Source organism: Planococcus sp. MB-3u-03 (assembly GCF_002833405.1).
Lineage (GTDB): Bacteria > Bacillota > Bacilli > Bacillales_A > Planococcaceae > Planococcus.
This window is the reverse complement of record NZ_CP025135.1, coordinates 3,080,019-3,095,724: the sequence shown is the minus strand read 5'-3', so window position 1 is coordinate 3,095,724 and position 15,706 is coordinate 3,080,019. Positions and strand designations below refer to the sequence as shown.

At 49.8% G+C, this 15,706-nt stretch carries 10 protein-coding genes and 2 pseudogenes; 9 read left to right on the top strand and 3 right to left on the bottom strand.

Annotated features, from left to right (window positions below; translation table 11 throughout):
- Window positions 1-23 precede the first annotated feature (23 nt).
- Window positions 24-515, top strand: coding sequence for a GNAT family N-acetyltransferase (locus CW734_RS16665; RefSeq protein WP_101191872.1), 492 nt, complete (start codon window positions 24-26; stop codon window positions 513-515).
- 325 nt (window positions 516-840) lie between these two features.
- Window positions 841-2,271, top strand: coding sequence for a proline--tRNA ligase (proS, locus tag CW734_RS16660; protein ID WP_101191871.1), 1,431 nt, complete (start codon window positions 841-843; stop codon window positions 2,269-2,271).
- A gap of 43 nt (window positions 2,272-2,314) precedes the next feature.
- On the opposite strand, the gene CW734_RS16655 is transcribed toward proS, so the two are convergent.
- Window positions 2,315-3,184 carry a cation diffusion facilitator family transporter gene (locus tag CW734_RS16655; protein ID WP_101191870.1) on the bottom strand — a complete coding sequence of 290 codons (870 nt, stop codon included), beginning with the start codon at window positions 3,182-3,184 and terminating at the stop codon, window positions 2,315-2,317.
- A 209-nt stretch (window positions 3,185-3,393) separates the two neighbouring features.
- Between CW734_RS16655 and bsh the strand changes: the two are divergent.
- Window positions 3,394-4,367 (top strand): annotated as a pseudogene (gene bsh, locus CW734_RS16650) (choloylglycine hydrolase).
- A 164-nt stretch (window positions 4,368-4,531) separates the two neighbouring features.
- On the top strand, window positions 4,532-4,741 hold the full coding sequence (locus tag CW734_RS16645) for a hypothetical protein (protein ID WP_101191869.1): 210 nt from the start codon (window positions 4,532-4,534) through the stop codon (window positions 4,739-4,741).
- Between the two features lie 115 nt (window positions 4,742-4,856).
- Here CW734_RS16645 and CW734_RS16640 read toward each other — a convergent pair whose 3' ends face one another.
- Together CW734_RS16640 and CW734_RS18420 are read right to left on the bottom strand one after the other, a co-directional pair.
- Window positions 4,857-6,398 (bottom strand): FUSC family protein, encoded by a 1,542-nt coding sequence (locus CW734_RS16640; protein WP_198551096.1) that lies wholly within the window; start codon window positions 6,396-6,398, stop codon window positions 4,857-4,859.
- On the bottom strand, window positions 6,395-6,595 hold the full coding sequence (locus tag CW734_RS18420; RefSeq protein ID WP_157824183.1) for a hypothetical protein: 201 nt from the start codon (window positions 6,593-6,595) through the stop codon (window positions 6,395-6,397). Before CW734_RS18420 ends, CW734_RS16640 begins: the two co-directional genes overlap by 4 nt.
- A 602-nt stretch (window positions 6,596-7,197) precedes the next feature.
- Between CW734_RS18420 and CW734_RS16635 the strand changes: the two are divergent.
- From CW734_RS16635 to CW734_RS16615, 5 genes and pseudogenes are all read left to right on the top strand, one after another.
- Window positions 7,198-8,180: pseudogene (locus CW734_RS16635) on the top strand (ketoacyl-ACP synthase III).
- A gap of 326 nt (window positions 8,181-8,506) precedes the next feature.
- Window positions 8,507-9,844 (top strand): M20/M25/M40 family metallo-hydrolase, encoded by a 1,338-nt coding sequence (locus CW734_RS16630; RefSeq protein WP_101192238.1) that lies wholly within the window; start codon window positions 8,507-8,509, stop codon window positions 9,842-9,844.
- Window positions 9,845-9,868: 24 nt separating this feature from the next.
- Complete coding sequence (locus CW734_RS16625) at window positions 9,869-11,314, top strand: M20/M25/M40 family metallo-hydrolase (protein WP_180956228.1); 1,446 nt, start codon at window positions 9,869-9,871, stop codon at window positions 11,312-11,314.
- 198 nt (window positions 11,315-11,512) lie between these two features.
- Entirely contained in the window at window positions 11,513-12,424 is a 912-nt protein-coding gene (locus CW734_RS16620; protein WP_101191867.1) for a DUF5996 family protein, read from the top strand.
- A gap of 198 nt (window positions 12,425-12,622) precedes the next feature.
- On the top strand, window positions 12,623-15,667 hold the full coding sequence (locus CW734_RS16615; RefSeq protein WP_101191866.1) for a cell wall-binding repeat-containing protein: 3,045 nt from the start codon (window positions 12,623-12,625) through the stop codon (window positions 15,665-15,667).
- Window positions 15,668-15,706 lie beyond the last annotated feature (39 nt).

The following is a 15,706-nucleotide window of genomic DNA, read 5'->3' as shown; positions in this document are numbered from 1 at the left end:
GGGAATGAAGAGGTGAAAAGCGGATGGACTATATTTTTCAGGCCATGACGCAGGAGCAAGCGGAAGATATTGCGGCAAGCTGGCGTTATCAAGGAGAATATTCCTTTTATGATATGAACGCAGACCCGGAGGACTTAGAGGAGTTTTTAGATCCTGAAAAACGCGAGGGCGTATATTTTGTGGTTCTTTCCCAAAATGAACTCATTGGGTTTTACAGCTTTCAACAATCTGATAAAGATACGGTGGATATTGGGCTTGGAATGAAACCGGAGTTGACCGGAAAAGGCAACGGCGCGGCATTCTTGGCAGCAGGCTTGGAGTTTGCCAAAATAAGGTACCGCCCGAAAAACATGACTTTATCAGTAGCGGTGTTCAATGAGCGGGCGATCAAGCTGTATAAAAAGCTTGGATTTAAGGAAACGGAATCTTTCGTACAAGCGACGAACGGCGGGCAGTATGATTTTGTGAAGATGACGTTGACTGGTGGAATTGCTTTCTTTGAAGAAATTACATAATTGAGAATTTTTTTAAAGGTTTTATTGACAACTTACGACAATTCAATTAATCTAATAAGAATTTAATTGCTAAACAATTTGTAATTTTAAGGACCAGTAAGCAAGCGGGGCTTTTCAAGAGAGGGGATCGAAAGCTGGAAGATACCCAAAGTGCCTTTGTTGAACCTGCCTTTCAGAATCTGTATTGAAAAATACAGCGGCCGATACCGTTATCCGTTGAGAGCGTAAAGCGTTGCTTTAAAGAAGGGTGGTACCACCTCCAAGGGTCCCTTCATTAGAGCGGCGCTTTTTATTGTTCAAAAATAAAACGAAAGAGGGAAATCCGATGAAAAAACAAATGGTTGAAAAAATCACGGCGATGGATGAAGACTTTGCACAATGGTATACCGACGTAGTGACGAAGGCGGAGCTCGTGGATTATTCGAGTGTACGGGGGTCGATGGTGATCCGTCCTTATGGCTATGCGATTTGGGAAAATATTAAAGATGCATTGGATGGGGAGATTAAACGCACGGGGCACGAAAATGTTTATATGCCGTTATTGATTCCAGAGAGCTTGCTTCAAAAAGAGAAAGACCATATCGAGGGATTTGCACCGGAAGTAGCTTGGGTGACGCATGGAGGAGATGAGAAACTGGCAGAACGACTGTGCATCCGCCCGACTTCCGAAGTGCTGTTCGCCGAGCACTATAAAAATATTATCCATTCCTATAGGGATTTGCCGAAGTTATACAATCAATGGTCGAATGTCGTGCGGTGGGAAAAAACGACACGCCCGTTCTTGAGAACCCTGGAATTTCTCTGGCAGGAAGGACATACATGCCACGAAACGGCAGAAGAGGCGCATGAAGAAACGCTCCGAATGCTCGAAGTATACGCGGATATCTGCGAACGGGTGCTGGCGATTCCAGTGATTAAAGGCCGCAAGACGGAAAAAGAGAAGTTTGCGGGCGCCGATTACACCTATACAATCGAAAGCTTGATGCATGACGGCAAAGCTTTGCAATCTGCGACTTCCCATAACTTGGGCACAGGGTTTGCCAAATCGTTCGGCATCGAGTTCCTTGACCGTGAAGGTGCCCTCCAGCCGGTCCACCAAACATCCTGGGGATTCACAACACGCATCATTGGTGCAATGATCATGGTCCATGGCGATGATCAGGGATTGGTCCTTCCGCCAGCGGTTGCTCCTGTCCAAGTAAGGATCGTACCGATTGCCCAGCATAAAGAAGGCGTGCTGAATGCTGCATATAATCTTAAAAACTCGCTATCATCCGATGTGCGTGTTGATATTGACGCCAGCGATAAAAAGCCAGGGTGGAAGTTCAACGAAACGGAAATGAGAGGCATCCCGCTGCGCCTGGAAATCGGGCCAAAAGACATTGAACAGGAAAAAGTGGTATTGGTCCGCAGAGACACCGGAGAGAAGATAGAGGTGGCGAACAACCAGATAGAAACGGAAATAGCTCGCCTGCTGGAAGAAATTCAACATGGACTTTACGAAAAAGCACTTGCGCATCGCTTGTCGGAAACAAGAACGGTACAGTCAATGGAACAATTCAGCGAGATTTTAAATGCCCAGGGCGGTTTCATCAAAGCGATGTGGTGCGGAAAACGTGAATGTGAAGACGCAATAAAAGAACAGACCCAAGCTACTTCTCGCTGTATTCCATTCGAATCGCAAGCGGTGTCGGAAACATGTGTATATTGTAGTCAACCAGCGGATGAGCTGGTTTATTGGGCGAAGGCATATTGAGAAATGCTTTAAATAGAAAAAGCCTCGGCAATTGCCGAAGCTTTTAATGGGGCTCCACATGCACATGGACTGCCGAAATATCATAGCGTTTCATGAGTTTGACTTCCACTTTGGTCGAGATGTCGTGTGCGACGGCAATGTCCAAATCACCTGGCACCAAAACGGTAACATCGACGACTGCCCGATTGCCGTAATTTCTGGCGCGGATTTCGCGGACTTCGGTGACGCCTTGCGTATTGAGCGCAGTTTCTTTGAACGATTTGATAAGTTCTTCGTCAAAGCCATCCGTCAGTTCGTGAGTCGCTTCCCAAAAGATGCCCCAGCCGGTTTTGACGATCAATACACCGACAAGAAGAGCCGCAAGCGGATCGAGCCATGGCAGGTAAAACTGGGCACCGACAATCCCGACGACCGCGGCGATGCTCACCCAGGCATCGGATAAATTATCTTTTGCGGCCGCCGCAACAGCTTTGCTATTGATGCGCTCCGCTAGCTTTTTGTTATATCGATATACCAAATACATGACGATAGCAGAAAATCCTGCAGTCCAGGCCGAGAGCAGCCCAGGTGTTTCGCTAGTACCTTGGAACATCGACACGACGGCTGAGTAGGTGACTTGCAGCCCAACTGCGACGATGATGAACGAGGCCACCAAAGAAGCCACGGTCTCTGCCCGCCAATGCCCGTAAGGATGGTTGGCGTCTGCCGGCTTTTGGGATAATTTCAAACCAATTAATACGGCTGTTGATGCCACAATATCCGTCACATTGTTCAAGCCATCCGCTTTTAACGCTTCCGACCCAGCCAGGTAGCCAACCCATAATTTAATAATGGATAAAATAATATATGTAGCAATGCTGAGCATCGCGCCCCGCTCGCCTAATTTCAGATTGTCGAATCGTTCTTGTTCCATCTTGAATTCCCCCGTCCTGCAAGTACTTGAGTAGGATACCACCCCGAAATCGAGTGTGTCTACGGCAAAGTTTTTTCAGTATAGCAACTGAAAAGGAGAGGGGAAAGAAAGTTTCGGGAGGGAAAACGAATGAATATTTAGCCAATGGAACTTTGGGTATAAAGGGAGTAGCGAACAATGCCACAAACCAGAAAGCGGGGCGGACAGTTATGTGCACAGCGATCAGCTTTGGGACAAAAGATCATTATTTCGGCCGCAATCTCGATTTAGATGTTTCCTATAATGAAATGGTGACCATCACACCGCGGAATTTTCGTTTTCACTTTCGTAAAGCCAAGGACATGATGAGTCATCATGCCTTGATCGGCATGGCAGCGGTTATCGACCATTATCCGTTATACTACGACGCCACCAATGAAAAGGGCTTGAGCATGGCGGGGTTGAATTTCCCGGGAAATGCTCATTTCCATCGAGAAGATCTGGACAAAGACAATATCGCGCCTTTTGAATTCATTCCATGGATTTTAGGTCAATGTGAAACGGTCGAGGAAGCAAAAATGCTGTTGTCGAAACTGAATTTGGCGGACATTCCTTTCAGTGAACAGCTCCCAATCGCACCACTTCACTGGACGATTTCCGACCAGCAGCAGTCAATCGTCGTGGAGTCTGTAAAAGAAGGGCTGAAAGTTTACGATAATCCAGTCGGCGTGCTGGCGAATAATCCCGAATTCGGCTACCATTTGTTCAATTTGAACCAGTATTTATCGTTGACAGCTTCCGCCCCTGAAAATCGTTTCTCGAAACAATTAGACCTCAAGCCTTACAGCCTCGGTATGGGCGGCATCGGTTTGCCGGGCGATTTGTCCTCGACTTCACGTTTTGTTAGGGCACATTCACCAAATTCAACTCGGCATCCGGCAGCAGTGAAGCTGACAGTGTTGGGCAGTTCTTTCATATCCTGAAATCGGTGGCGCAGCCGAAAGGGCTCAATGCGCTAGAGGACGGGAAATTCGAATACACTTTATATTCTTCCTGCTGCAATATGGACAAGGGGATTTACTATTACACAACGTACGACAATAGCCAGATTACGGCGGTGGATCTGCACGCCGAAGATTTAGACAGCGCACAACTCGTCTCTTATCCGCTCATTTCGAGCCAGCAGTTCCGTTTCGTCAATTGAAAACAGCGGAGCATGCCAGTGAGGAGCTGGACACTTGCCGCTTTGAGGTTGAGTCTATTCGGATTTATCAGGAAAACGGTAGTGGCGCCTATCGGAAATACATGGACATCCCACTAGGCATACAACAGAACTAAGATAAAAAATGACAGGAGAATGAGGCAAATATGTTCAAATCATATGTGGCCGCAATCGAAAAGTATCGGGGCTTCATTATTGCCTTCAACTGTTTGATCGTACTTATTTCTTCCGGAGGCAATAATTGGGCCCTGACATGGATCATGGTGGGTGGCCTCATCATTTGCCCATTGATTGGCATTTCGTATTTGAAGCAAGCTCGTGCACAGCAACATGACAGGTTAAACGATGTGCAATAATGAAAAGTCCCGCTGCAAAAAAGCAGCGGGACTTTATCTATTTAATAGAAAAAGCTAAAAGTTTAACCATCGCAATCAGTTGCTTAAAGTTTACATGCGCAAAAAAAGACGAAGCCTATTCCAAGGCTTCGTCTTGTTCGTGTAATTCGATTTTGCGTGTGCTCATTCGAACCGTTTCCTGCAAGGCGGCGAGTTCCTGTTCGATTTCCGGGAATCCCGGGATTTCCGGAATCACGTGCTCCGCAAATGGCCAATTGCCTTCCAACGCATTCGCCATCATTTCGAAAAACAAATGGAGCTGTCCGAGCTGAACGGGAGATAAGGCAAGCCGGTCTTTTTGCGCTGCATTTTCGAGCAGGAAGGCGAGCTGTTCGGAAGCGAAAAACACCTGCTGCAAGAGGGCGAGATTTGGTGGCCGTTGCGGCAATTCACCTTGAGCTGTGTCGAGTACCAACTTCAAATTGCTTAGGTTGGTGCGCATTTTCTTTTGTTCGATCGGTTGTGCCTCGATGTCTGGGCTATAGGGTGAAAACAGCAGGCTCATGAAGCGCTGCTGGCTTCGCAAAGTTTTGGACATGAGCGGAGGGAGCAACGTTGACGCACGGCGCCTGCCGATCAATAAGACCCCGATCAGCCCGATAGCAGAACCGATCAAGACGTCGACAATGCGCGCGGAAGCGAAATAGGAAAGGTCTCCGATCTGCGACGTGCTTTCCGCGATCATCAATGCGTTCGGCGTGATGAAGAATGCCGCAACGGCATAGTTCATCACAATCGCAAGCTCCGTGAGCGCCGTCAATGCAAAAATCATCAACGCAATGAACAGCCCATCCGGTTGAAAGGACAGAATGACAGCGGCAACTACAATGCCGACAATGGTGCCAGCCGACCGCTGAAGCGAGCGGTTGAATGTTGACAGGATCGTGGCGCCGGACATGACAGCGGCAGCCGACAATGGCACCCAATACGATGGGTCGATCGGCAAGAAGTGGGCAACGAATGCCGCAAACGCCAAGACGACACCGAAGCGGATGGCGGCGAAAAATACCATGGAATGTTTATTGAAAGCATTAGCAAAGACGGCCTTGAACGGTTCCGCTTTTAGTTCTGTATCACGCGTCCGTTTATCGCGCTGGCCTGTAAGAATGTCATAAGCTTTTCGAGTGCTTTCGGTTAAGGCATCTCCTGTTTCCGTCTGCAGGCGCGGTGCCGCGGCAAAGGATTTTTTGCCTGACGCTTCGACTGATGAAGCGATGAGCCGCAAATTCTCCACGGTTTCTTTCGATACGGCTGAATAGCGGTCGCCGCGTTTGATGATTTCGGCATAAACCGATGTTGCTTGCGCATGCAATAAGGTCAACTGGACGAGCCGGTTCGAGCGCGTCCATTTAGCGCTTGCATTGCTGAGAGCCGTTTCGGCGGATTTCAAGGTGGACCAGGCATGTTGGCGGACTTCATAGAACTCAGCGGACCCGGCCGATTCAGCCAAAGCGGTGAGTGCCACGTATCCCTGTTTCACGGCCTTTGCTTCTGCTGCATGGGGCTTGAAGGGATAAGCCCACATCGCCATCAGCCAGGACAGCATGCCGCCCAGGAACACGAGAAAGCCATGCAATAGGAATAGCGCCGGATTTTCTGTCATATTATTGTTGATCAAAACACCAGAATGAAAAAGATCGCGGTCGGCCCTGTGAATTGATAGGCGCCGAAGATGAACACCGCCAACGCGCCAATTAGACCGACTGCGATTGCGGCAAGAATTGGTTGTTGCGACAACAGCACGCCGAGCCCTGCAGAAAATGCTAAACCGAGTGCGGCGAAAAAGATTTTTCGATCGAAGCGCGTACGGTTCATTGAACATATAAAGAAATGCTAAACCCCGAGCCCTGCGATCAGCCCGTATTGCAACTGGCCCAATAAGACCCCGATCAGTACAGGAAGCCCGAGCTGATGCCGGCAGCCAATGCTTTGGCCCAAGGGAGGGAGCGTTGGTTGATGGCGAACGCCTGCTTCAGGAGCCTGCGGAATTCACCATTTTTGCGATTCGGTTTCGTTTCATTCCAGCGCCTCCTAACGAATAAATTTTCTTATGCCCATTATTCCACAGATCGATTTTGAAGGGCGAGTCCCAGCTGTTCGCTTGAAGAAAACTCTTTGTAACAGATCTGTTCATCATCAGATTTATTATTCATTTTTTAACGTTTTTCTTATCATTTTGAAGCTTTTACTTTTTACACAAACAACTAGAGAGCTGAGGGAATACCGAGAAAACAGTTACCACAAGATGCTGCAGTAGCATTAGGCTTCTTATTTCCTAGACAGTACATGACTTATGAATCGGAAAGCTACTAAAAATATTATGTAATTAAAAGTATTTACCCATTCATCTAAATTATTGGTACCTAATACTAATGTTAGGTGCTAAAATGAGGTGAGTAAGCTAAAGGGGTGTATGAATGAGCAGATCAGCAGCACGAATCACAGCCATCGGATCGTATGTACCCGAAAAGAGGCTGACGAATTTAGACTTGGAACAATTGGTTGAAACAAATGACGAGTGGATCCTCCAACGCACCGGCATCAGAGAGCGCCGCATTGCGGGAGAACACGAATTTACGAGTGATATAAGTGTGAAAGCGGCACAAGATCTGGCGGAGCGTTAAGGTAAATCGTTCGACGATGTCGATTTGATCATCGCCTGCACGATGACGCCAGACTTCAAAACGCCAAGCGTGGCCGCAATGGTTCAGGCGAAACTGAACATCCCGAATGCGGGAGCGATCGATTTGAACGCAGCGTGCGCAGGGTTTTCTTACGGCCTGCAGATGGCGAACGGCTTGATCACTTCTGGCTTGCATAAGAAAATCCTGGTGATCGGGGCGGAAACTTTCTCGAAGATCCTCGATTACACTGACCGCTCGACATGCATTTTGTTCGGCGACGGTGGCGGGGCGGTCCTGGTCGAACACGACGCAGACAATCCGAGCTTTATCGAATCGCATATGGGAACCAACGGCGCCTTGGCGAGCAATTTGTATTGCACAGACCTGGCAGGTGAAATGTTCGGAGAAGACTTGGCTGCCCGAATGTCGTTTGGCAAAATGGCCGCGAAGTATATAAATGGGCGGTCAATACGGTGCCAAAAGGCGTCAATGCCTTGATGGAGAAAGCAGGCGTAGCGCCTGGCGAAGTGGATTGGTTCGTGCCACACAGCGCCAATTTGCGGATCATCGAATCGATTTGTACAAGAAGCGGGCTATCGCTCGACAACACCATCTATTCACTCGAATATTACGGCAATACGTCTGCCGGCTCGATTCCGTTGTCGCTTGCCGAAGGCGTGAAAGACGGTCGCATCCAAGCGGGCGACCAACTGCTGCTGTACGGATTCGGCGGCGGCTTGACCCATGCCGGGATGCTGGTGAAATGGCCCATTTAACTGACAGAAGCACAAAATCCATAAATACTGAGCTCTGAACTCTCCTGGAAAGGGGAGTTTTTTCTATATGCAAATAAGCCAAATCATCCCCGCGACAGGATTAAAACGATCAAAGCTTTCCCTAAATTTTTTTGGAGTATTAGTTAAGTCCTAGGACACTTCCTGATTTTCATTAAGCTGGTAGTACTTTCTATTCTAATGACTGAATATTCTATAACTTTGTAACCATTTTTAATATTTCGGGAAGGGAAATTTTCGGGTAGAAGGGAATACTTGTTAGGGCTGTAACTAGAACCCATTAAAAGGAGGAAGATGAATTGAAAAACATGAAGTGGAAAACGGCGTTTTTATCGGCGCTGCTCGTCACGTCCAGTTTTTACGCAGCACCGACCGGCCTGTTCGAACAGCAGGCCGCGCAAGCAGCTCCAGGGAAAAGCGGCGCGGCATTCGACCAGAAAGTGATTGCGCGCATCGACCAGGAGCGGATGTATGAAGATGTCTACCATCTGACCGAAACGATCGGCCCGCGCGTCGCGGGAACCGAAGCGGAGAAAGAAACCGCGGATTTCCTGGAACAGCGCCTTGAATCCTACGGCTATGAAGTCGAGGTACAGGAATTCAGCATCCCGAATTTGGTGATTGGGCATTTGCATACCGAATCGGGAGATGAAGTATTGATCAATATTCCATCGGGTTCCGCGGCGACAGCTGACGCAGGCTTAACGGCGCAGCTGTATGATGCGGGACTCGGCTATCCGGCTGATTTCAGCGCGGACGCGTCAGGGAAAATCGCCTTGATCCAACGCGGTGGCTTCACCTTTGCGGAAAAAGTAAAGAATGCCGAAGCAGCAGGGGCTGCAGGCGTCTTGATCTATAACAATATCGACCAGGCGGGGCCGCTCAATCCGTCACTCGGCGGCAATGAAATGGCCATCCCGGTCGGCGGCATCACCAAAGCGAGCGGGGAAGCGTTGAAAACGGACGTCCTGGCAGCGGACGCAACTGTCACGTTGACCGTCCAGGCGTTTGAAGGCGCGACCTCGGAAAACATCATCGCGACACGCACGCCGAAAAAAGGCGGCAGTGACGGCATCGTCCACGTCAGCGCGCATTACGACAGCGTGCCGTTCGCGGCCGGTGCGAGCGACAATGCATCCGGTACGGCCGTGGCACTCGAAATTGCACGCGTCTTGAAGAGCTATCCGATCGATGAAGAAGTGCGCTTTGTCTTTGTCGGCGCTGAAGAAATCGGCTTGCTCGGCTCGCGCCATTACGTCAGCGAACTGACAGAGGACGAAGTGGCGAGAAGCATCGGCAACTTCAATATGGACATGGTCGGCACGTCTTGGGACAACGCCACGGCGATTTACATGAACACGCTCGATGGCCAGGCGAACATCGTCACGGAAACCGCGAAAGCGACCGGCGAACGCATCGGCACGCCGTCTGAACTGATTCTGTATCAGCGCGGATCGTCCGACCACGTGCCGTTCTACGAAGCGGGCATTCCGGCAGTGAACTTTATCCGCAGAGAGCCGGGCACGGCGAACCTTGAGCCGTATTACCACACGCCGCTTGATACGATTGAATTCATCAGCGCAGAACGCCTGAAAGAAGCAGGCGATTTGGTCGGTGCATCCGTTTACCAATTGATCCGAAAATAATCCAGACGAGGGAGTGGCTGTCGAATGAAAAAAGACCATCTATCAAATGAAGTGAAAACCACAGGGCTGAAAAAGAAATTCCTGAGCTATACACTGGCCGGGGCGCTCGTCTTGAGTGTCTCCCCAATGACCTTGCCGGTCGCGGATTCGGGCACGGCAAGCGTCGCCTATGCGGCGAACGGCAATTCCGGCGCAGCGCATGATCAGAAGATCGTCAACCGCGTCGATGCGGAGCGGGCGATTGAGCACATCCGCTACTTGTCTGAAGAAATCGGTTCCCGCCCGGGCGGACTCGAAGGGGAGAAAGAAGCGGCTGATTATGTGGCGGACACGTTACAAGGGCTTGGCTTTGACGTCGAGTACCAGTACTTCCCGGTAGCGGACCAGTATATCGGGGAAGCTGCATTTTCTGACGGCACCGTTTGGGAAATGGGCGCTGCGCCGAACGGCAAAGTGAGCCAGCAGGCAGTTGAGGCACCGGTCATTTACGTGGAGGGCGGCGCATCGGCAGCCGATTTCCCGGCAGATACCGAAGGCAAGATTGTCCTGTTGACGCGCGAGTCATCGACCGCTGCTTATCGTACACAAGTCGATAACGCGATCGAAGCGGGAGCAGCGGGCGTCATCCTGCAAAGTGTCGTCGGCGGCCGCGGCAACTACGGCTCGACGTTCAACCCGAACCTGACGAAATCCTATGACGTGCCGGTATACGGGGCGGCGTACATCCAAGGCGAATGGCTGAAAGAACAGCTCGCGGATGGGCCGGTCAGCCTGAACTTGACCGCGACGCATTATACGGACCTCGAATCGGTCAACGTCATCGGAACGAAAAAAGCGAAATCGAAAGATGCGGATGCTAAGGAAGTGCTGCTGACGGCCCATATGGATAGCGTCGTCGGTGCACCGGGCGCGAACGATAACGCGTCCGGAACAGCCCTGATGCTCGAATTGGCACGCGTCTTCAAAAGCTACAACACCGATAAGGACATGAAGTTCATTGCCTTTGGTTCTGAGGAGCGCGGCTTGCTTGGCGCACGTTATTACGTCGATCAGTTGAGCCAGGCGGAGCGTGACAAGATCGAAGCGGTCTACAATCCGGACATGGTGGCGACAAGCTACGAGAAAGCGGAAAATCTGTATGCGATGACCGTCGACGGCTCAAGCAACATCGTCACTGAATCGACCGTCGCTGCCGGTGCACGCCTCGGGAACTCGGACATCCTCCCAGGCCAGTTCGGCTCGAGTGACCATGTACCGTTCCATAATGCAGGCATCCCGGCCGCCCTCTTCATCTGGATGGGTATCGACAGCTGGAACCCTCTCGTCTACCACATTGAAAAAGTCTATCACACGCCACAAGACACTATTGAAGACAATGTCTCCGAAGAACGCATGCAATCAGCGCTTGAAGTGATCGGCGCAGGCCTGTTCGATGTGGTCCGGAAAGATGTGCCAGGGGTTAAGCATTGAGAAGTAAAACGTGACGCATCAACTTACGAAGCCGTTCCGGTATCATTTTCGGAACGGCTTTTCGTATGGCTTTTTTAAACCGGTATTTGTCCCTCTTTTTCCATCAATTGGATAGGAAAGTCAGCAAGCATGTCGAATATAAGGAGGAATAGAAACTGCCGGCGCCTATGGATTTGAAATCCAGAGGAGGAAAATAAAATGGATGTGATCAAGCATTCCGAATGGGCTGATACAAAGTTCACTTTGCATTTGATTTCACAGATCCTCGGCAAGATTAAACTCGAAACCGCCCAGCAAGAGCCGCAATGGGCACACGTCACACTCGCTGTGACGCCAAACGGGTTTACGACGGGCTTGTTGTTCCATCAAGATCGTGCGTTTCAAGTCGATTTGGATATTTACGAAAGCCGAATCTTCATTAATGTCGAAGGGAATGTTCAGTCCGTGGCACTTGAAACGGCCAAATCGATTAAAACTTATTTCGAAGAGATCTTCGAAGTGCTGGCATCGAAAGGCATTGAGTTGAAGATCAACCCGAAGCCGCAGGAGATGGCGTATAAGAACAATCTCAACGAAGACGACACGCCGCTAACCTTCAACTGGGAACAGGCGATACGCGGGCTCAAACTCTTTCATTTTGCGGCTGCTGAACAGCTGAAGTTTATCGGTCCGCTGCGCTCCCGGAAAATGAAGCCTGCTTTGTTCTGGGGAACCTTCGACGTTTCGTCACTCGTTTTGCCAGGCATCCGCCAGCCGTATCCGGAAGACAAAGTCATCGAAAAAGCGGCGTTCGATGAACATTTCATAGAGTACGGGTTCTGGCTCGGCGACGGCAATGTTGATGTGCCCGCGTTTTTTGTACTGCCGTACCCGTTCGTCAATAAAGAACTCGACAGCGAACGCTTAAAGCCTGCCGATGCGTATTTTGAAGCTTCGCTAAGCGAATACTTCCTGATGCTCGATAAAGTCGCCGACTCGTCCCAACCGACTCAAGCGATGCAGGAATTTTTCCGCTCGACTTTTGACATCCTCAGCGAAGAACTGGGCTGGCCGGACTGTTCGTATTACTTTACGCCACTCGATATGCCAGTGCAGAAAGCGAAAAAATGAGGGAATGGCGAGGAGAAGGTATGCCGATTCGAGCATGTTTTCTCCATTTTTCTATGCGCGATTCAGTTACACTTAACGGTATTTAAAAGGCGTCAAAAGTCCCGAAAAAATATTTTCGAAAGCATCTATTTTTATGTCTTCCGATGTGCTTTAATGGATTTAATGTAATTGTAAAAAAATTGAAATGGGGATGGTAGGATGGACCGCGCGTTCAAGATTGCGACGAGTTTTTTGATGGGTGTATCACTTTTTGGCGTTTTACCGGCAACACAAACGGCGCAAGCTGAAGATTTGGTGGATGCAGATGTACTGGAACAAGGAGACGACGTAAGCGATACTTTTTATGCTGAAGATAATGAGCATTGGTACCGGATTGACGTCGATCCTGAACAAGTCGCAGCGCATACGCATTTTGAAGTTTCCCTCCAGTCAGATGATGAATTGACTTTTACCGTCTATCCGGACGCAGAACGTGCGACCGCCGACCAGCCATTCGACCCGTTTAGCAACTACAGTTTTGCAGAAATGAAATCGACTGTGAAATTTCCGATCGCTTGGGAAGGCCCTTACTACATAAAGGTATCTTCATACGCTGAAGAATTGCCGGTGGAATTGCCTGAAGGCGGAGAAGTAGACGAAGCAAGCTACACAATCGGCTTTGACGGAGTCACTGTAAAAGCATCAAAACCGACTAACGACGAGCAATGCCCGGCGGAACTTGTCATGGGCGAAGCAGCTGGAGACCAGGCGCTGCTTGACCAATTGCGCGTCATTCGCGGAGAAGTGCTTTCACAAACAGAAAGCGGCAAAGAGCTGACTAAGCTTTACTATAAACTGGCGCCGTTTATCGGTTATCAGGCCGTGACGGATGCATCCGTCCGTGATTCATTGAAGAAAAACCTTAATCAGCTCGACGGCTTGATCACGAGCATTGCGGAAAATGGCTTCCAAAGTTCGAAAACGATCACCGCAGCTGACCAGAAAGCGATCAGCGAATTGTACGCGCTCGCGTTGAAAACAGCGCCTGCGAATTTGAAAGACGATGTGGAAGCGGCAGGACAAGCAATCAATATTAACAAACTGGCTGGAAAATCAGTCATGTCGGCAATGCTTCCGACTCCATACGTCGTAAAAGATGCTTCCATGAACAAAGTCATCGTGAAAGTAAAAGAAGGCGAAACGCTGACAAAAGCGGAAGCTGGGACAGCTGGCATCCAGTCGGTTTCAGAGTTTGACGCCGAAGCGCCGAAATTCGACCAGTTCTTCGTGGTGGATTTGAAGTCGGGCATGTCAGCCGCTTCAACGAATAAAACTTTGCAGTCGCTTGAAGACTTGCCGGAAGTCGAATTCGTCGAACCGGTACAGCAATACAAGCTTCATTCAGAAGACATCTATTATGACGAGCAATGGTCGCTTGAAAATAAGGGCGGCGGCTTTGGCATCGAAGACGCTGACATCGATTTCGAGGAAATGACGAAGCTGGCAGCTCCTCAAAAGCAAGGAGAAGTCATCACCGCGGTCATCGATACCGGCGTTGATTACACACTGGCCGATTTGAAGAACCAAATGATCAGCACTGGCTACGATTTCATCAATGATGACAACAAAGCGTTCGACGACCAAGGACACGGCACGCACGTTTCCGGCATCATTGCAGCGGAAGCGGACAACGATTATTCGATGACGGGCATTAACCAGTCGACGAAAATCCTGCCGGTGAAAGTGCTTGATGCGTCAGGTTACGGCGATACAGAACAAATTGCATACGGCATCCTGTACGCAACAGACCAAGGAGCCGATATTATCAACATGAGCCTTGGCGGCGGCTATAGCCGTGTCTTGGAATATGCGATGAGATACGCAAACGAGCGTGGCGTGACAATCGTCGCAGCTTCAGGAAATGACGGATGGGAAGAAGTTTCTTACCCGGCATCATCGAAATACGCGATCGCTGTCGGCGCAACGAATAAACTTGACCTGGTATCGGATTACTCGAGCTATGGCAAAGATCTTGACGTTGTCGCACCGGGTACGGACATCCCGAGTTTGCTGCCGGACGGTAATGTGACATTGATGTCTGGAACATCGATGGCAGCTCCTCACGTCGCGGCCGTTGCAGGTGTCTTGAAATCGATCAACCCGAATCTCACACCAGGACAGTTGGAAAATTTACTGACGGCTTCAGCGGATGACGTTGAGTTTATCGCAGAAGATGCTCCTCCTGGTTTCGAGGAAGATCCTTTCTTTGAAGAAGATTTCCCGTATGAAATGGAAGAATTGGCACCTGGCTTTGACCTTGTCTCAGGATGGGGCCGTTTGAACGGGGCACAAGCGATTCTTGCACTGAAAGATAAATGGAATCTCGCTGATCGCCTCAGCGGGGAAAGCCGCTACGATACAGCGGTAGAAGTTTCGAAAAAAGGCTGGAGCACATCCGGCAAAGCCGTGATTGCAACAGGCGGCGATTTCCCGGATGCCTTGAGTGCAGCTCCGCTTGCAGCGTATCAAAACGCACCATTGTTACTCACGAAAACCGATTCGCTTCCACAAGCGGTAAAAGATGAATTGAAACGTTTGAAAGTAACCGAAGTAACGTTGATCGGCGGACAGGGTGCCATCAGCCCAATGGTCGAAATGGAACTGAAAGACCTTAAGATTAAAACAACACGCATCAGCGGCAAAAACCGCTACGAAACATCAGTCAACATTGCGAAAAAAATGACGAACTCGACGCAAGCAGTCGTGGCAACCGGTTCAACATTTGCCGATGCCTTGTCGATCGCACCGGTCGCAGGCAGCCAGAAAATGCCGATCTTGCTGACGAAACCGAATGGCTTGCCAGCGGAAGTGAAAGCACACTTCGCGGCAAAAGCTTATAGCAAAACCTTCATCGTTGGCGGTAAGGGCGCTGTTTCTGACAGCACAGCAAAAGAAATCAAAAACCCGGTCCGTTTGTCCGGCGCATCACGCTACGAAACGAACAGCGCGGTCATCAACCATTTCAAAGCATCTTTCGATAACCAGAACATGTACTTGTCGACCGGCGCGAACTACCCGGATGCACTCGCTGGGTCCGTATTGGCAGCAAAAACGAAAGCACCACTTGTCTTGACTGCACCGAACGGGCCGAATGCGGCGACCGTGAAAACAGTTCAAACACAGCTGAAAACCGTCAGCGGCATTTACATCCTTGGCGGTGAAGGCGCTTTGCCGACGCAAAGCATCCAGCAATTGTTCGAGTAACACATGAAAACAGGCGGTTCGGATTCCGGACGCCTGTTT